Genomic DNA, 16,695 nt, shown 5'->3' with positions numbered 1-16,695 from the left:
GGTTGGTTGGTTTAGTTATTATTTTATTTTTTTTGAGAATCATTGATTCTCTTTTATATATGTTTCAAGTAATAGCTTAAGTTCTTGATTAACTATTAAAAAGTTTTGTACCTGTACGAGGTAGTTGATGCCGTATTTTTTAAACAATTGAAACGAGGCGACGGTTTCTTCGTCTTCAATAGCAAAAAGAAAATCTTTATAAGTTGGGGTTTCTGGTAATTTTTCTCTTTGGGCGTAATATTTTATTTCCAATGGCACACCATATTCTTCACTAATACGATTATTTAATTCGATACCATGTACTACATAATCATATTTTGCAGCATAGTCACGAAGCTTAGATTTAATGATTTTATTACTTATAAGTTCGTAAGCATCAGGATTATTATTGATGAGGTTTGATTGATAAGCCAACCTAAAGAAAAAAGGGTCATCGTTTACTGTTAGTTTTGAAATAGAGTCCACAGCTATTTGTTTGTAAAGATTCAATAAGTTGTTATATAATGTGTCTCTTTGTTTTTGAAAAGTAATTCTTGATTCAAAAAAAACCGAATCAGCTTTAGCATCTTCTAATAATTGTGTGGCTAGGTGAAATTCTTGTGTTTGTACTTTTCTAGATTCATTCCAATTGTTGACTTGTAAGGCTAGTAGAATACCAATCATGACTAGGATAATTTCACCAATCGCATATTTAAAATATTTGCCTGTTTTTCCTGTTTCCATAAGTTTATAGCGTATATGTCTGAAGAATTTAATCATTTTAAATGCCGATTAATTTTAGTTCGGTTTCAATGCTATTTCTTAGAGATTTATTAAGTTTATTGAATACAATTAGCTTGTCAAGTGTGCCAATATTATTGTGTTTAAAAGCAACTAAATTCCTATTAAGATCATGTTTCAAATTTGGGTCATTACTGTTAATTATTGAGACTTTTTTATTTAGTTCGATTGATTCTACATATTGAATAATACCAGAAGGATTCTCAAGCACATTAAGAATGGCATTTTCAACATCTAGAATACTGCGATTTATTTTTTTTTGCTCAAAATCATAATAGCGGGATATTTTAGTGGTAAGCGAATTATTAGAAAGTTGTAAGCCTTTAGATTTTAATATTTCATAGGCATTATTTATTGGAAAGTATCTCTCGAATGTCATATAGTTTACTAGATCTTTTTCTAAAGTATCTTTATTTATTGTTTCTTCTTGTAAATAGACAAGCATGTTTGCTATAGATACTTTGGTCTTTAGCCTTTGATTTATTATGTCGTTTAAAATGGTGGCATCTTCATTTAAATTATTTAATACTTCTTTTAAAACAAACACTTCTGTATGCTTTGTCTTTTTATTTTCATTCCAATTATTTACCTGTAATGCAAGGAGAATCCCTATCATGACTAGAATAATCTCACCAATAGCGTATTTAAAGTATTTGCCTGTTTTTCCTGTTTCCATGAGGTTGTAGCGTATTTTACGAAAGAATTTAATCATTGCCTTTAGTTTCTTCTATAATGGTTTCAATTATCTTTTTTAGATTTAGATATTCGTCTTTAATTTTTGATATGTGATAGATATTGTTATCGATAACGTTTTCAAATTCACGATCTTTCATAATATTAGAAACCCCACTATTAAATTCAGATTCCTTATCCCAAGCTAAAGCACCATTCATGTCAATATTTTTTAGTGCAATATTTTTAGATAAATAGGGTAGTATACCCTCTTCAATCCATTTCTCGAAAATGTAATGCGTTGCCTTATTTTCTTCTAATTCTCGAGACCAATCAAAAAGACTAGTTTTAAGTTTTTTGTTTTGAACCAATTCTATTTTTCCAGTGTTTAATATTTCGGTATAAGTACTATTAGCGGGGTTGAAAGAATTGTGCTCTATAGCCCAATATATAAGGCTGTCAATTGTTTTGCTTTTCGTTTCATCTATATCTTGATTCATATATTCCATAAGCGTGAAACAAGCCTGTTCATTATTGTTAACTTCTTCAAGGATTATATCAATTAATTTGAGATTTTGACTAAACTCTTGCTGAAGATTAGCACTTATATTTTTCTCCTTTTCCAAATCTTTTCTATGCTCATTCCAATTGTTAATGCCTAAAGCAATAAGAATTCCAATAACTACTAGAATGATTTCACCAATAGCGTATTTAAAGTATTTGTGTTTTTTGTTTTCCATAAGAAGTGATTTACGAATATGTCGAAAGTACTTAATCATTAGTGGTAATGTCTAAAATTGCACGCAATTCATTTAACAGCATTGTGTTTATTGTAATAAAGTTTTCCGTTCTTTCTTTAGATAAAACTACTGCCTCATTTGTATAATTGATTACTTTTTCATGTTTTGCGAATTCTATGCCTAAAAAGTAATTTCCAAGGGTTGTGGATGAGTCAATTTGAGTTCTATAACTGTGATATTTTACAGATAAATCATTACAATTAATTTCGAATATTCTATTGCGTCTTTCATAATGTAATTTTAAATAATGATATGCGAGACTATACATTCTTAGGTTCATTTTAATTTTATCATTCGAGATTGCATCAATCCTGTTATTGAAATTGGCATCGACTGTAGATTGATATGCTAAACTTGGGTCGAATATAAACTCATAATCTAAAGGCAATTCAGAAATGGAATCTGCATTTATACCTAAATGTATACTGTTTAAATGGTTAACAGTTACCAAATGTTTTTTAAGACTACTATTCCTAGATTCAAAGAACACAGAATCTAATTTGGCATCGTTAAATAACTCAGTTAAAAGTTTGGTTTCATTTATTTTATTTTTCCTGCTCTCGTTCCAATTATTAACTTGAAGCGCTAAGAGAATACCAATCATGACGAGTACAATTTCGCCAATAGCATATTTAAAATATTTAGCTGTCTTGTTTTCACTCATGAGATTGTATCGTATTTTTCTAAAGAATTTAAGCATAGAAAACGTCGCAGCTGCTCTTTTGGTCTTTAAAATAGTGAGCAGCAACCTTAATAATAATGCGTAATATTAAGGTAGCTACCACTAAATAAATAATGGTTTTGGTCTCCATATTTTTTACAGACTAATTTTTAACCGCTTCTCTTTTATAGAGTTTTTTAGAAGCCTCTTCATACTTATCGCCAGTATTCCAAACAGGTGTAGCACCATCATTAGCAATTTTACGACCAGCGAGTACATAAGCTCTAAAGAATTTTAATAAGTAATCGTAATCTAAGGTATGAGCCTCGTCTCCAGGTCTGTGATAGTATTTAGTCACTTCTCCGTCAAAAGACCTAAACCCTAATGAGAAAGTTGGTGCTGGAATTCCTTTTTTAGCAAAGTTTACATTATCGCTTCTGTCAAATAAGCCTTGTTCTTTTGCTGGATCTTCAATAGCAGTTAGACCAAAAGTTTTAACAGCATCATAAATATTCTTCTCGGCTGAGGTTCTTGTAAGCCCTATGATAGTTGCTAAAGACGTATCGTTATATCCGCCATTATCACTATTAAAACAATACACCATTTGCTCTAATGGCAATACTGGATTTTCAACATAAAAGCGGCTGCCTAATAAACCTTTTTCTTCTCCAGTAAACAATATAAAAAGAGCTGAGCGTTTCGTTGGGTATTTTGCTAAATTTTCAGCCATTGCTAACACAGTTGTAGTGCCTACACCGTTATCTCTAGCTCCATTATAAATAGTGTCACCTGTTTCATCTGGACTACCAATGCCAACATGGTCGTAATGTGCAGAATATATAATATATTCGTTTTTAAGTACTGGATCAGTACCTTCTACTACACCAATAACATTTTGAGATATTACAGGTTCTTCTTTCTTACCGCTCACAGAAATTTTAGTACTAATAGTTTTAGACCCTTTTAATTGATTAAGCATACTGTTTCCTTTATCTAAAACCCAGGCATGGACAATATCCTCGTTATTTTGTTCAGATGCTGTTTCATTACCAGTCACAACAGATAATCTTGAGCCATTAAAATTATGACTCACATTATCCCACATTTCAGTTTGCATGTCCATTAGCTCAAGAATTGCTATCGCACCATTCTCTTTAGCCAATTTTTGCTTTTGGCCTCGTAATCGAAATGAAGCTCTAAAATCCCCAGCTTCGGCATTACCAGCTTGAATTACAATTACTTTACCTTTTACATCTTTCCCTGCATAGTCTTCTGCCATACCATGATTTAAGAATATTGCATCAGCTTCTGTATTAAATGGAGATGACGATATTAACACATAATCGTTAATTGCTTGATTACTCACTTGCATCGAAACATCTTCTGGAGGCGATACACGTTTAAAGTTTACTTCTTGATAATAAGTTCCTGTTTTTGGGTTGGGTTTTACGCCATAGCCTCTAAATTGGTTTGCTAAATAAGACGCTGCAATTTTAAGCTCAGGTGTGCCTGTTTCTCTTCCTTTTAGTAAATCGTCTGCTAGAAAGTAAATATGACCTTCTATATCACTTTTGCTAACAGTTTCGGTTACTTTTTCAATTTCAGTTTGTGCTGTAAGTGTAAAAACGCTTGCAAGCGTTAGTAATAATGCTAATTTTTTCATTTGTATGTATTTCTATTGTTAATAATGTTTTCTGTTGTTTATCCCATTTTGCCGTCACCATCAATATCCTGAATGAGGTGTGTTTCTAATGCCACTAATGTTTTTTTAAGTAATGTTCTAGTGTTTGCTAACTCTTGTTCTAATTGCTCAACTCTGTCCTCTAAACTGTTGGCTTTGTCTTCTTGTTTTTGTAATTCGTCTTGTTGGATTAAATCCCAAAATATTCCCATGGATATTACATGTATTTATAGTTAATTATATATTTTAATAAGTAATGATTTGATAAGGCTTAGAAAAAGCCTATCCATTTACTTACAAGTTTTGTAAGTAGTTTTTAGTAATGAGTAGTTTTGGTTGGTAATAGCATTTAAAGTTAAACAATTTTATGATAGAAAATAATAGTAGTAGTTTTGCATTATGAGTACACCACTTAGCGAGCAGGAATTACACAATTTAGCCATGAATCTTGTAGGCAAAGATTTAGAAAAAAGAGGCTTCGAGTTTATTGCTGTAAATAGTAAGCTTAAAAAGCACCCACAATTTGTGTGTATTGATAAAACAAGTCAATATTATTTTGTAATTGTTCGTACGGTTAAGTTACCAGAAAACCCAAATAATTACGATGTGGTGTGGATGGAAACGTTTAAAGAACATGCTAGAGATAAAGATGCGAAAGTGTTATATGCAGGCGTTGCACTTGGGAATCCTGATGGTGAAGAGTTGCCAATTTATTTAAATGAAGAGTACTTATGTGAGTACAATGGTATACAGTTTATAGAAACTAATCTTAATTAAGATGAAAAACGTATTTAAGTATTTATTTTTAGTGTTAATAGTCGCTTCCTGTAAGGATGAGGTGCAAAACCATCATCTTATAGGTAATGTTTTTGGAACAACGTATTCAGTACAGTTTGAAGCGCCTGCATCTAAAATTGATTTTCAAGAGCAGTTTGACAAGTTGTTTTATATTATTAATAAATCCATGTCAACATATCAAGAAAATTCCATAATTTCTAAAATTAATAGAAATGAAGAAGTGTCTATCGATTCACATTTTAGAAAGGTTTTTGATGCTTCAAAAGACATATATACTGCCACCAATGGTGCTTTTGACCCAACTATTGGCGTGATGGTAAATGCATGGAATTTTGGATCGGATGATGGCGTTGAAAATTTGAATGCAACTACCATTGATAGTTTAATGTTATCTGTTGGTTTTGATAAAGTAGTACGAGAGGATGACAAAATTAATAAGCAACACGAAGGGACTATTATTGATTTTAGCGCAATAGCCAAAGGGTATGGTGTAGATGTTATTGCAAATTTTTTGGACACACAAAATGTTGAAAGTTATTTGGTTGAAATTGGCGGTGAAATAAGAACTAAAAGGATTAATTTAGATAGTGGAAATCCATGGAAAATAGGTGTGGAGAATCCAAATTTTGACGGCTCACAAAGCGTTATGAAAGCTATTTCGTTAACTGATGAAGCCATGGCAACCTCAGGAACGTATAGAAAGTTTAAAATAGATAAAAAGGGTAATAAATATGCACATATTATTGACCCCAAAACAGGTTATTCTAGCAAAAATAACGTACTAAGTGTTTCGGTTATAACTAAAGAGTGTATGATTGCTGATGCTTATGCAACAGCTTTAATGACTATGACAGTTGATGGTATTAAAAATTTTGTAAAAAAACACCCGGAGCTTAAGGTGTTTGTGATTTTTGAAAATGATAATAATGAACTTGAAACCTTGTCTTTAAATTATTTCCCTGAAGCATAATTACTTATAAACAACAGGAATAATTTCTCCTTTTGCTAAACAGTATCTTGTAACGTCTTCTTTAGAAAGCGTAGTAGTGTAATCTACTTCATTAACTTTAAACCCAATAGTGCGTAGTTTGTTAAAATAGTCGCGCCCATAAATACGTACATGGTCGTATTGACCAAATATTTTAGCACGTTCTGCTTTATCTGTAATACTATCATCTTCAAAAGTGGCTTCTCTGTTTAAGTCCTGCGGAATTTGAAATATGCCCATACCTCCTGGTTTTAGTACACGATACAATTCTTGCATTGCTTTGGTGTCATTTGGAATGTGTTCTAAAACATGATTACATAAAATAACATCGTAGCTATTATCTTCAAAAGGCAAGTTGCAAATATCAGCCTTGACATCAGCAATAGGTGATTCTAAATCGGTGGTAGTATAATCTAAATTTTTTAAATCCCTAAAACGTTTTAAAAAACACTGTTCTGGTGCAAAATGAAGAACTTTTTTTGAGGCAGAAAAAAAATCGGTCTCGTTTTTTAAATATAACCATAACAATCTATGACGCTCTAGTGATAACGTGGAAGGTGACAACGCATTTTTACGTTGATTACCATAGCCATAAGGCAAAAATGATTTAAAACTTTTACCATCAATAGGATCGGTATACGTATCACCTTTTAAGAAAAAAGCTAAAAAAGGACGTGCTGTATAACTCAACCTAATTAAAAAAGGTCTAGGAAAAAAATTGAGAAAAAATTTAAAGAGCTTTTTCACAAAAAGATCAGTCATTTAATTGTTTGTCAATTAATGCTATTAACTCTTTAGCATCTGTTTTTACTTCTTTTGCCCAATCTAATAGTCTATGTGCAAGTGTAAGTTCTGTATTAGCTAAGCGATAATATTCAAGGGTTTTAATGTTTTTCAAAAAAAGTTTTTGGTCAAAAGCTTCTATATGGTTTGGGTCGTTGGTGTTGAAAGCCGTAAATGAATTAGTGAATTTTACATAACCAGAAACATAAGCTTTACTAGTTTCTACTACTGCATTGCTATTTTCGTAATATTTGATAATCTCTGTTCTTAAAGAATCATTTTCAATTTTTGTTAAATTACCAGTACTTATTAATTCGTTGTAGCTGTTCTTACTAAGACCCCAAGAAGCATGTCCAAATACGCCACCATAGCCGATATCATTTAAAAACTGTAAAGTGTCCTTAATAACCAGTTCTCCCTGAAAATAAGCTTTACCTTTTTTAAGGCCTTCTACTTTTCGATTGTACCTATTAATGAAATAGAAATCTAACCAACCATGGTCAAATTCAATATCAGCTCGTAATCTAGTAAGGTATTCTGTTTCAAGAATGCGATCTTTCCTATTTTGATTCCAATTGTTTATTTGAAGTGCTATTAAAATACCAATGACCACGAGAATAATTTCTCCAAAGGCATATTTAATATATTTTCGAGATTTGTTTTCACTCATAAGATTGTATCGAATTTTTCTAAAAAACTTGAGCATTATTAAATAAAGATTATATTACTAAAGTCTTTTGGCGAAACTCATCTTCTTCATTACTTTCAATTCCTAGTGCTTCATAAATGTAAGCAAACGTTGAAAGTAATTCTGGTTTTCCATCTACAATGGCAACATCATGCTCGAAGTGTGCACTTGGTTTTCCATCTTGAGTAGTAATTGTCCAGCCATCTCGATGTTGTTTAATGCGATGCGTTCCCATATTTATCATTGGCTCGATGGCAACTACCATTCCTTCAACAAATTTTTTACCACGACCTCTACGACCATAATTTGGCATTTCAGGATCTTCATGCATTTTTCTACCTATTCCATGGCCAACGAGTTCTCTAACCACACCATATCCATGAGCTTCACAATACTGCTGAATAGCATAACCAACATCGCCAACACGATTATTTAATTTAAATTCTCTTATGCCAACATAAAGTGATTCTTTAGTTACTCGTAATAACTTTTTAGTTTCAGAATCTATTTCGCCAACGGCAAATGTATATGCATGATCGCCATAAAAGTCATTTTTAATGGCACCACAATCTATTGAAATAATATCACCTTCTTTTAAAGGCTCGTTAGTTGGAAAGCCATGGACCACTTGCTCGTTTGGACTCATACACAATGTATTTGGGAAATCATACAAGCCTAAAAATCCAGGAATAGCGCCTTGTGAGCGAATATAGTCTTCGGCCAATTTATCAAGTTGTAAGGTGGTAACGCCTGGTTTAACTTCTTTGGCTAACATTCCTAAGGTTCTAGAAACTACCAAAGCACTTTCACGCATTAATTCTATTTCTTCTTTTGTTTTTACTACAATCATATTTAAAAAATAATGGCAAAGATACTTAAAATTAAGATGTAAATATTTTTTCGTTTTTTATGACATTTGACAGCTTATTTAAAGAAGCTAATCAATATTTTTGCCTCAATAAAATTAGTTATGAAGTATAAAGTAGTAAGTGCAGAAGAAGCAGTTAAAATTGTAAAATCTAAAGATAAAGTATATATACAAGCAGCATCTGCAGTTCCTCAAGTTTTAATTCGTGCTTTAACAGCAAGACATGAAGAATTGAGAGGTGTTGAAATTTGCCAATTACATACCGAAGGCGAGGCGCCTTATGCAAATCCAGAACTTAGAGAAAGCTTTCATGTGAACTCTTTTTTTATTGGAAAAAATGTTCGTCACACACTTAAAGCTGGAAATGGGTCTTATACACCAGTGTTTCTAAGTGAATTGCCTTTGCTGTTTAAGCGTAATATTGTGGATTTACAAGTAGCATTAATTCATGTGTCTGTCCCTGATATTCATGGATATTGTTCTTTAGGTGTTTCGGTTGAAGCAACAGTTGCAGCTATTGAAAATGCTGACTATGTTATTGCGCAAGTAAATAAACAAATGCCACGTACTTTTGGCGATGGTATTATTCATGTATCTGAGGTTGATGCTTTTGTTGAATGTGACGAGCCATTGCCAGCTCATCCTGTTGTTGAGCCAACAGAAATAGAAAATAAAATAGGTAATAATGTTGCAAGTTTAATAGAAGACAGAAGCACTTTGCAAATGGGAATTGGTTCTATTCCTAATGCAGTTTTAACCAAATTGGTGAATCATAAAGATTTAGGATTGCACACTGAGATGTTTTCTGATGGTGTTATTGATTTAATATTAAAGGATGTTATTAATGGCAACCATAAAGGGATTAATCCAGGTCGCGCTTTGGCTACTTTTTTAATGGGTTCCCAACGATTATATGATTATGTTGACGATAATCCCTATATCGAGATGCGAACATCAGATTATGTAAATGACATTTCAATTATCAAGCAAAACCCAAAAATGGTGGCTATAAACTCTGCAATTGAAGTTGATGTTACAGGTCAGGTTTGTGCTGATTCTATTGGGGCTAAGATGTATTCTGGTGTAGGTGGTCAAATGGATTTTATTCGTGGTGCTTCTTTAAGTGAAAATGGAAAGGCAATAATAGCTTTACCATCGATTACTAGAAAAGGAGTGAGTCGAATTGTACCAGCTTTAAAACCCGGTGCTGGAGTTGTAACTACAAGATCTCATGTGCATTATATCGTGACAGAATATGGTATTGCCAATCTTTATGGAAAAACAATAAAACAACGTGTAAAAGCATTAACTGAAATTGCACATCCAGATCATAGAGAAACGATTGATAAACAATATTTTGATTTAATAAGAGGCTAATTATTTAAAGAAACCGAAAAAACTTTTTTTCTTTCTCGTCCCTTCAAATTGAGGAGATTTATTGGTGATTTTTTGATAAATTTCTCCCCAACCTAATATGCCACCAAGGTTGCGGTCGTCAATAAAAATATCCGCATTTATTTTACGGCTTTTAGTATAGTCAAACTGTTCTTCGGGGAAACTTTTATTAACTGCATAAAACTCTACGCCATTATCTTTACAAAATTGCACAGCATCTTCTAATTTTAGACCACTTCTATATGTCCATAAAATTAGCCTATGACCGTCTTCTTGTAGTTTTTTTAGAGTTTCAAATGCAAAAATTCTAGGTTTACCAATACCAGGAAAATCATCGTCAACGATGGTGCCATCAAAATCTATAGCTATTGTTAACCGATTGTAAAGTTTCATTTAAATTAAAAATTTTTACTAAAGTAATGAATTTTGAGTCATTGCTTCTGGTTTCTCAACTCCCATAAGCTCCAATATAGTAGGAGCCAGATCGCCTAAAATACCATTTTTTATCTCTTTTAAACTCTTATCAATTAAAATTATTGGTACAGGATTAGTGGTGTGCGCTGTGTGTGGTGTGCCATCAGGATTAATCATGGTCTCACAGTTGCCATGATCGGCAATAAGTATGGTTGTATAGTTATTTTCTAATGCAGTAGTAATTACTTTGGCAACACATGTATCTACAGCTTCACAAGCTTTTATGGCTGCTTCCATAACACCTGTATGTCCTACCATATCGCCATTTGCAAAATTTAAGCAGACAAAATCAACCTTGCCTTTTTTTAATTCTGGGACTAAGGCGTCTTTTAATTCAAAGGCACTCATTTCTGGTTTTAAATCGTAAGTTGCTACCTTAGGTGAGTTACATAAAATGCGTTGCTCACCTTTAAAGGGTTCTTCTCTACCACCTGAAAAGAAAAAAGTAACATGTGGATATTTTTCTGTTTCAGCAATTCTAATTTGGGTTTTATTGTGCTTTTCTAATACTTCGCCTAAAGTTTCTTTAAGGTTGTCTTTGTTAAAAACAACATGAATACCTTTAAATGTTTCATCATAGTTGGTAAGCGTTACATAATGCAGGTGTAATTTGTGCATATTGTACTCATGGAAATCCTCTTGAGTTAAAACTTGTGTGAGCTGTCTGCCGCGATCTGTTCTAAAATTAAAAAAGATTACAACGTCACTTTCTTCAATTTTAGCAATGGGATTGCTATTGTTGTCAACTTTGATAATTGGTTTTAAAAACTCATCAGTGATATCGTTTTCATAACTTTTACGAATCGATTTTGGAATATTAACAGATGTCTCACCTCTTCCATTAACAACAGCATCATAAGCTAATTTCACACGTTCCCAACGTTTGTCTCTGTCCATAGCATAATAGCGTCCTGTAACAGAAGCTAGTTTGGTTGGTGTATTTTCTATGTAGTTTTCAAGCTCAGTAATAAATCCATATCCAGATTTTGGGTCAACATCACGACCATCTGTAAATGCATGGACATAACTATTTTTAATACCAAATTCATTGGCTGCATCCACAAGACCAAACAAATGATTTATGTGCGAATGAACACCTCCATCGCTTACAAGCCCTAAAAAATGCACTTTTTTATTGTTTTCTTTCGCATAAGTAAAAGCTTTAACAAGTGTTGGCTCATTTTGTAGTGTTTTGTTTTTTACTGCCAGATTCACTTTTACTAAATCTTGATATACAATACGCCCAGCACCTAGGTTCATGTGTCCAACTTCACTGTTTCCCATTTGACCTTCTGGTAAACCAACATGTAATCCATCTGTACGTAAACTAGCATTTGGATATTTAGAATACAGGCTGTCAATAAAAGGTGTTTCGGCATGTTCTATGGCTGATACTTTTGGGTCGGGAGATTTTCCCCAACCGTCCAAAATCATCAAGATTACTTTTTTGTTCATGATATAAAGATTATCACTTCAAAGATAAAAACAAAATCCTGCTAATTAGCAGGATTTATTAATAAAATATGTTATCGTCAGTGCTATTGGTTTCGATATTTTTCTATAGCTTCTTTAATTTTTTCAACGCGATTTTCAGGGTCAGGATGTGTACTCATTCGTTCTGGAGTTCTGTTAGGTCCTGCGGCAGCCTTTAATATTTCCATAACACCAATCATTTCTTCAGGATTGTAATTAGATTCTATCATAAATTTCACACCTAAATCATCGCTTTGTAATTCGTCTTCTCTGCCATAACTCATATTTAGCATTTGGCCTATAGCAGCTGCACCTTGTGCAGTATTTGGGTCTATGCCAATTGCTACACCATTTAAAATACCTTCCATAAGCCCTTGATTTGCCATTCTTTCTGCAGAATGTCTGCCTACTACATGACCAATTTCATGACCTAAAACACCAGCTAATTGGTCTTCATTTTCAAGTTTAGAAAAAAGAGCATACGTAATAAAAATCTGCCCTCCAGGTAATGCAAATGCATTAATGGTGTTTTTATCAGCTAACAAATGAAATTCATACCTATAGCCAGTTTGCCTTGCAATACTATTATTTACTAAACGATTTCCTACTTGATCTACAAATGCTTGGTAGTTCTCATTGGGATACAAACCTCCATGCTGTTGTGCCATTTGTGGAGCAGCTTGCAAACCCAAAGCAATTTCTTGTTCTTCATTTAAGGCTATATGTTGTTTCTCGCCTGTATATGGATTTGTCTCAGCACTTGAACAATATTTAATAACAGCAAATAATACAATTCCAGCACCAATTAATAATCTTATTTTGCTACTTCCTCTTCTCATGGTTAATGTTTTAAGTATCCTAAAAATACAAAAGTTTACAGAATTTTAACTAAAATATAAAGGGCTATATTATATAGACACAGAAATTAAAAAATGTCACGTTTTTAAAATTATATTTGAGAGAATTTTAAATAAATTGAATTATGTTGTATGATTATAAATTGCTAACGTCTCAAGATATTGATGCAATACTACCTTTGATGCAAAAATTTACCGAAGAAAAATTCACAAATGAAGTATTGAGAAAACGTTTTGTCGAAATGTTTACACAAAATTATGAGTGTGCTGGAATATATATTGGAAATGAGTTGATAGGTATTTGTGGTATGTGGTTTTGTACTAGACATTACTCAGGAAAAAGCGTTGAGGTTGACCATGTTTTTATTTATGAAGAACATAGAGGTAGAGGTCTTGGAGATTTATTTTTCAATTGGATTTATAAGTATGTTAAAGCCAAAGGATGCGAAGAAATAGAATTAAACACCTATGTAACTAATCATCCATCTCATAAGTTTTATCACAATCAAGGATTTAAAATTTACGGATATCATTTCGCAAAGAAATTGTAAATTTTATTTTAGCAAAACAATAAGATTATATATATTTGGCCAGGTATTGCGGGAGTAGCTCAGTTGGTAGAGCGTCAGCCTTCCAAGCTGAATGTCGCCGGTTCGAACCCGGTCTCCCGCTCAAAAAAGCTTCTCAGTTTAGTGAAGCTTTTTTTATGGAATTTAATTACTTTAAAAAGTTAAGGCTAGTATTAGTTTCTATTTCGTAAGGTTCTTCATTATGTAAAAATATTCGTGCAGATAAATGTCCTTTTAAAACAATATCTTCATTTAAGACTTTTAAAAAACTGCCTTCTCTTAAACCTATAACTGGTTGTGTGTTGAATTTGTGAAATTCTTGTATTCTCGTTTCCCTAGTTTCACCCATGTGAGTGCTTGAGGGGTCTGGATCTAAATAATGGGGATTTATGTTAAAAGGTACGAAGCCTAATGTTTTAAAACTAGGAGGATATACAATTGGCATATCATTGGTTGTATTCATGGTTAGTCCACAAATATTACTTCCTGCACTAGTTCCTAGGTATGGAGTGCCATTTAAAACTACTTTTTGTAGTGTTGTTATTAGGTCGTTTTTGTAAAGTTTGTTGACAAGTACAAAAGTATTTCCACCTCCAACAAAAATACCTTTAGCATTGGTTAGTGCTTCTTTTACGTTTGTAAATTCATGTAGCCCTATCAGTGTTTTGTTTATTTTTTTAAAAGCGCCTTGGGCTTTTTTAGTATAATCTTCATGACTTATACCACCTGGTCTTGCATAGGGAATAAAAAGCACTTCGGTTGTATCTTTAAAATGTTCTTCTAAATCTGACAATAAGTAATCTAAAAAATTACTTCCATGTATTGTAGAGGTACTTGCAATAAGAATTTTTTTCATTTGGTTAAATATTGTTGTAAATTTATGTAAATACATCTTTTAACAAAAGTTTAAAAGCTATTTACATTTTATTAAGATAAGTAATCACTTACTTTAACACATGAAAACTAACCTAATTTTATTGCTTTTAATGTGCTTAACAAGCACACAAACCTTTTCCCAAGGCACAAGCCGTACTGAAATTACAGGTACTATTATCGTTGATAGAAACGATAAAGAAGGTGTAACAGTATTTAACAGCTCTTCAGGCAAAGGGACTATAACAGATGAGGATGGGAAATTTACTATTGAAGTTGCTTTAAACGACCGCATTGAATTTTCTGCATTACAGTTCGAAGATTTTAAAGTTGTAATAACACAGCAAATTATTGATGTAAAGGAGATTACGGTATTTTTAATTGAACAAATTAACAAACTGGATGAGGTTTTAATTTTGCCTTATAATTTAACAGGTGATTTGTCTTTTGATGTTAGTAATATTGAATTAATGAACCCAAATTTAGATGCGTTATACTTTGGTTTAGGTAATCTTGATAAATTTGAATTTACACCTGACCATCTTTCTGAAATAGAAAATATTGCCATGAACGAAAATAGATTGGTAAATGGCATTGATGTTGTAAATATTTTTGGAAAATTATTAATACCAATTTTTAAATCAAAAAAAACTAAAACAAAGGCAATACCTAACTATAAAAAAGGAAGCATACTAGATGTTTATTCTAAAGAATATTTAAGTGAAACGTTAAGTATTAAAGACACGGATGTGGTCGAGTTTGTCTATTATATTGAAGAGAATAACTTTGACCGTTCTTTGCTAGAACCTAATAGAAAACTAGATTTTTTAGCCTTTATAAAGCAACTGGAAAAAAAGTTTGTCAAAAAAAAATATGGTAAAAACTAATAGTTATTTTTTAGTTGTTTTGTGCTGTTTCGTTTTCTCTTCAATATACTCTCAAACTATTGAAATTGAAGGTGTGGTTACTGGAAGTACAGATGTTGAGAATATTCATGTTATAAATAAAACTTCCAATAAATTTACTACCACCAACAAGCTTGGAGCGTTTACCATTCAAGTGAAACTGTCCGACACTTTAGTCTTCTCATCTGTGCAATATAATTTGCACTCGATTTTGATAACACCAAAAATTATTTCCGAAAAAAGAATGATGGTTTTTTTAGAAGATAAGGTCAATGAGTTAGGCGAGGTTCTTGTTGGTAAAGTGCTTACAGGTAGTTTAGATTCCGACATAAAAAACTCTGATGCCGAAAGACCAATAAATTTTTATGATGTTGGCTTACCTGGTTATAAAGGGAAGCCAAAAACTCAAAGCGAACGTAGACTATATGAAGCAGATGCAGGTAAATATGTGTACGTGGGATTGGGAGTTGGATTAAACCTTAATAAAATATTAAATAAAATCTCAGGCAGAACAAAAAAACTTAAAGATCGAGTTGAAAAAGAGAATAACGATGTGCTTTTAGAAAGGATAAAAGCAAATTTAACCGAAGATTTTTTTGTTACTTATCCTTTGGATGAGACACTGCGAACAGACTTCTTCTATTTCTGTTCTGATGACGAAAATTTTGAAAAACGCTGTAAGGATAAAAGTGATATTGAGGTTTTTGAGTTTTTAGCTGAAAAAATGGCTGCTTATAAGGTAAATTTAAAATTGAAAGGCAATTAATTTTATTTTGGAACACTTTTTGACCTACAATTACTAACAAATGATAAAACAAAATAAGTACATTTGTTAACTACACTTTAAAAAATAAACAGAGTTATGAAAATTAATAAATTATTGATTTTTTTGATAATAATGCCTTTAATGTCATTTACCATAACGCATAAATATTATGTGAGTGTTACCGAAGTTGAGTATGTTAAAGAGCAAGAATCTGTGCAAATAGTAACAAGGATTTTTATTGATGATTTCGAGAAAATGTTGAGAGAGCGATATGATGAAAGTATCACCTTAGATATTGGGAAAGATGAAACTCAAATAGACGCTTACATACAAAAATATTTAAGTAGTAAACTACAAATAACAATTGATAATACTTTACAGCAATTTGAATTTTTAGGAAAAGAATATGAAGATGATATTCTATTTTGCTATTTAGAAATAACAGATGTTTCTGCTATAAATAATTTCGAAATTGTAAACCAAGTTCTTTTTGATGTTTTCGATGATCAGCAAAATTTGGTAAAAACAAAAATCAATTCTAAAAGAAAGAGTTTTATGCTCATACCTCAAAATGATAAAGGAGTGTTAAACTTTAATTAAAAGGTTAAAAATTCCTTAAAATTTGTTAATTTCAACAATTAGAATTTGTAACCAACTATAGTAA

The 16,695-nt window shown here is 32.0% G+C and carries 20 protein-coding genes and 1 tRNA gene; 8 read left to right on the top strand and 13 right to left on the bottom strand.

The annotated features are described in order from the left end of the window. Positions 1-39 precede the first annotated feature (39 nt). From HB672_RS13830 to HB672_RS13805, 6 genes are all read right to left on the bottom strand, one after another. On the bottom strand, positions 40-759 hold the full coding sequence (locus tag HB672_RS13830) for a DUF6090 family protein (protein WP_167769602.1): 720 nt from the start codon (positions 757-759) through the stop codon (positions 40-42). 1 nt (position 760) lies between these two features. Continuing rightward, on the bottom strand, positions 761-1,492 hold the full coding sequence (locus HB672_RS13825; RefSeq protein ID WP_167769601.1) for a DUF6090 family protein: 732 nt from the start codon (positions 1,490-1,492) through the stop codon (positions 761-763). Beyond that, positions 1,485-2,192: a DUF6090 family protein gene (locus HB672_RS13820; RefSeq protein WP_167770105.1), complete on the bottom strand. Its 708-nt coding sequence runs from the start codon at positions 2,190-2,192 to the stop codon at positions 1,485-1,487. The genes HB672_RS13825 and HB672_RS13820 overlap by 8 nt, the downstream gene beginning before the upstream one ends. A 31-nt stretch (positions 2,193-2,223) precedes the next feature. Continuing rightward, entirely contained in the window at positions 2,224-2,916 is a 693-nt protein-coding gene (locus HB672_RS13815) for a DUF6090 family protein (RefSeq protein ID WP_167769600.1), read from the bottom strand. Positions 2,917-3,076: 160 nt separating this feature from the next. Beyond that, positions 3,077-4,576, bottom strand: coding sequence for a M28 family peptidase (locus HB672_RS13810; RefSeq protein WP_167770104.1), 1,500 nt, complete (start codon positions 4,574-4,576; stop codon positions 3,077-3,079). Between the two features lie 38 nt (positions 4,577-4,614). Continuing rightward, positions 4,615-4,806: a hypothetical protein gene (locus tag HB672_RS13805; RefSeq protein WP_167770103.1), complete on the bottom strand. Its 192-nt coding sequence runs from the start codon at positions 4,804-4,806 to the stop codon at positions 4,615-4,617. Between the two features lie 187 nt (positions 4,807-4,993). Here HB672_RS13805 and HB672_RS13800 point away from each other — a divergent pair, with 187 nt between their 5' ends. Further along, positions 4,994-5,371 (top strand): Na(+)-translocating NADH-quinone reductase subunit F, encoded by a 378-nt coding sequence (locus HB672_RS13800; RefSeq protein WP_167770102.1) that lies wholly within the window; start codon positions 4,994-4,996, stop codon positions 5,369-5,371. A 1-nt stretch (position 5,372) separates the two neighbouring features. Then, on the top strand, positions 5,373-6,362 hold the full coding sequence (locus HB672_RS13795) for an FAD:protein FMN transferase (protein ID WP_167770101.1): 990 nt from the start codon (positions 5,373-5,375) through the stop codon (positions 6,360-6,362). Here HB672_RS13795 and HB672_RS13790 read toward each other — a convergent pair whose 3' ends face one another. Genes HB672_RS13790 through map form a run of 3 tightly spaced genes read right to left on the bottom strand, consistent with a single transcriptional unit; the run spans position 6,363 to position 8,701 of the window. Next, positions 6,363-7,127, bottom strand: coding sequence for a class I SAM-dependent methyltransferase (locus tag HB672_RS13790; RefSeq protein ID WP_167770212.1), 765 nt, complete (start codon positions 7,125-7,127; stop codon positions 6,363-6,365). It abuts the gene before it with no gap. A gap of 7 nt (positions 7,128-7,134) precedes the next feature. After that, on the bottom strand, positions 7,135-7,833 hold the full coding sequence (locus HB672_RS13785) for a DUF6090 family protein (protein ID WP_167769599.1): 699 nt from the start codon (positions 7,831-7,833) through the stop codon (positions 7,135-7,137). Between the two features lie 49 nt (positions 7,834-7,882). Continuing rightward, a complete protein-coding gene (gene map / locus HB672_RS13780) occupies positions 7,883-8,701 on the bottom strand; it encodes a type I methionyl aminopeptidase (RefSeq protein ID WP_167770100.1) in 819 nt (272 codons plus the stop codon). A 120-nt stretch (positions 8,702-8,821) separates the two neighbouring features. Here map and HB672_RS13775 point away from each other — a divergent pair, with 120 nt between their 5' ends. After that, complete coding sequence (locus HB672_RS13775) at positions 8,822-10,096, top strand: acetyl-CoA hydrolase/transferase family protein (protein WP_167770099.1); 1,275 nt, start codon at positions 8,822-8,824, stop codon at positions 10,094-10,096. Here the strand turns inward: HB672_RS13775 and HB672_RS13770 are convergent, their stop codons facing one another. The 3 genes from HB672_RS13770 to HB672_RS13760 form a co-directional block, all read right to left on the bottom strand. Continuing rightward, positions 10,097-10,507 (bottom strand): hydrolase, encoded by a 411-nt coding sequence (locus HB672_RS13770; RefSeq protein WP_167770098.1) that lies wholly within the window; start codon positions 10,505-10,507, stop codon positions 10,097-10,099. 18 nt (positions 10,508-10,525) lie between these two features. Continuing rightward, positions 10,526-12,043, bottom strand: a complete 1,518-nt coding sequence (gene gpmI, locus HB672_RS13765; protein WP_167770097.1) for a 2,3-bisphosphoglycerate-independent phosphoglycerate mutase — start codon at positions 12,041-12,043, stop codon at positions 10,526-10,528. 83 nt (positions 12,044-12,126) lie between these two features. Further along, positions 12,127-12,900 (bottom strand): M48 family metalloprotease, encoded by a 774-nt coding sequence (locus HB672_RS13760; RefSeq protein ID WP_167770096.1) that lies wholly within the window; start codon positions 12,898-12,900, stop codon positions 12,127-12,129. Between the two features lie 143 nt (positions 12,901-13,043). On the opposite strand from HB672_RS13760, the gene HB672_RS13755 reads away from it, so the two are divergent. Further along, positions 13,044-13,469 carry a GNAT family N-acetyltransferase gene (locus HB672_RS13755; RefSeq protein ID WP_167770095.1) on the top strand — a complete coding sequence of 142 codons (426 nt, stop codon included), beginning with the start codon at positions 13,044-13,046 and terminating at the stop codon, positions 13,467-13,469. 48 nt (positions 13,470-13,517) lie between these two features. Next, a tRNA-Gly gene (locus HB672_RS13750) sits at positions 13,518-13,590 on the top strand. A gap of 45 nt (positions 13,591-13,635) precedes the next feature. Here HB672_RS13750 and pepE read toward each other — a convergent pair. Beyond that, positions 13,636-14,343 carry a dipeptidase PepE gene (gene pepE, locus HB672_RS13745; RefSeq protein WP_167770094.1) on the bottom strand — a complete coding sequence of 236 codons (708 nt, stop codon included), beginning with the start codon at positions 14,341-14,343 and terminating at the stop codon, positions 13,636-13,638. A 100-nt stretch (positions 14,344-14,443) separates the two neighbouring features. On the opposite strand from pepE, the gene HB672_RS13740 reads away from it, so the two are divergent. The 3 genes from HB672_RS13740 (at position 14,444) to HB672_RS13730 (ending at position 16,631) form a co-directional block, all read left to right on the top strand. Beyond that, positions 14,444-15,247 (top strand): carboxypeptidase-like regulatory domain-containing protein, encoded by an 804-nt coding sequence (locus tag HB672_RS13740; protein WP_167770093.1) that lies wholly within the window; start codon positions 14,444-14,446, stop codon positions 15,245-15,247. Continuing rightward, positions 15,234-16,031, top strand: coding sequence for a hypothetical protein (locus tag HB672_RS13735; RefSeq protein ID WP_167770092.1), 798 nt, complete (start codon positions 15,234-15,236; stop codon positions 16,029-16,031). Before HB672_RS13740 ends, HB672_RS13735 begins: the two co-directional genes overlap by 14 nt. 96 nt (positions 16,032-16,127) lie before the next feature. Next, a complete protein-coding gene (locus tag HB672_RS13730) occupies positions 16,128-16,631 on the top strand; it encodes a DUF6702 family protein (RefSeq protein ID WP_167770091.1) in 504 nt (167 codons plus the stop codon). Positions 16,632-16,695 lie beyond the last annotated feature (64 nt).

It is taken from the genome of Gaetbulibacter sp. S0825, assembly GCF_011777505.1.
Lineage (GTDB): Bacteria > Bacteroidota > Bacteroidia > Flavobacteriales > Flavobacteriaceae > Pontimicrobium.
The sequence above is the reverse complement of the archived record's forward strand: the minus strand, read 5'-3'. Positions and strand labels throughout refer to the sequence as shown.

What these genes read in the sequence shown, in the direction of transcription:
- HB672_RS13815 (WP_167769600.1), bottom strand. Translation starts at nt 2,916, where the DNA reads ATGAGTGAAAACAAGACAGCTAAATATTTTAAATATGCTATTGGCGAA.
- HB672_RS13830 (WP_167769602.1), bottom strand. Translation starts at nt 759, where the DNA reads ATGATTAAATTCTTCAGACATATACGCTATAAACTTATGGAAACAGGA.
- HB672_RS13795 (WP_167770101.1), top strand. Translation starts at nt 5,373, where the DNA reads ATGAAAAACGTATTTAAGTATTTATTTTTAGTGTTAATAGTCGCTTCC.
- HB672_RS13775 (WP_167770099.1), top strand. Translation starts at nt 8,822, where the DNA reads ATGAAGTATAAAGTAGTAAGTGCAGAAGAAGCAGTTAAAATTGTAAAA.
- HB672_RS13760 (WP_167770096.1), bottom strand. Translation starts at nt 12,900, where the DNA reads ATGAGAAGAGGAAGTAGCAAAATAAGATTATTAATTGGTGCTGGAATT.
- HB672_RS13740 (WP_167770093.1), top strand. Translation starts at nt 14,444, where the DNA reads ATGAAAACTAACCTAATTTTATTGCTTTTAATGTGCTTAACAAGCACA.
- HB672_RS13785 (WP_167769599.1), bottom strand. Translation starts at nt 7,833, where the DNA reads ATGAGTGAAAACAAATCTCGAAAATATATTAAATATGCCTTTGGAGAA.
- HB672_RS13825 (WP_167769601.1), bottom strand. Translation starts at nt 1,492, where the DNA reads ATGATTAAATTCTTTCGTAAAATACGCTACAACCTCATGGAAACAGGA.
- HB672_RS13800 (WP_167770102.1), top strand. Translation starts at nt 4,994, where the DNA reads ATGAGTACACCACTTAGCGAGCAGGAATTACACAATTTAGCCATGAAT.
- HB672_RS13755 (WP_167770095.1), top strand. Translation starts at nt 13,044, where the DNA reads ATGTTGTATGATTATAAATTGCTAACGTCTCAAGATATTGATGCAATA.
- HB672_RS13820 (WP_167770105.1), bottom strand. Translation starts at nt 2,192, where the DNA reads ATGGAAAACAAAAAACACAAATACTTTAAATACGCTATTGGTGAAATC.
- gpmI (WP_167770097.1), bottom strand. Translation starts at nt 12,043, where the DNA reads ATGAACAAAAAAGTAATCTTGATGATTTTGGACGGTTGGGGAAAATCT.
- HB672_RS13735 (WP_167770092.1), top strand. Translation starts at nt 15,234, where the DNA reads ATGGTAAAAACTAATAGTTATTTTTTAGTTGTTTTGTGCTGTTTCGTT.
- HB672_RS13810 (WP_167770104.1), bottom strand. Translation starts at nt 4,576, where the DNA reads ATGAAAAAATTAGCATTATTACTAACGCTTGCAAGCGTTTTTACACTT.
- HB672_RS13730 (WP_167770091.1), top strand. Translation starts at nt 16,128, where the DNA reads ATGAAAATTAATAAATTATTGATTTTTTTGATAATAATGCCTTTAATG.
- pepE (WP_167770094.1), bottom strand. Translation starts at nt 14,343, where the DNA reads ATGAAAAAAATTCTTATTGCAAGTACCTCTACAATACATGGAAGTAAT.
- map (WP_167770100.1), bottom strand. Translation starts at nt 8,701, where the DNA reads ATGATTGTAGTAAAAACAAAAGAAGAAATAGAATTAATGCGTGAAAGT.
- HB672_RS13805 (WP_167770103.1), bottom strand. Translation starts at nt 4,806, where the DNA reads ATGGGAATATTTTGGGATTTAATCCAACAAGACGAATTACAAAAACAA.
- HB672_RS13770 (WP_167770098.1), bottom strand. Translation starts at nt 10,507, where the DNA reads ATGAAACTTTACAATCGGTTAACAATAGCTATAGATTTTGATGGCACC.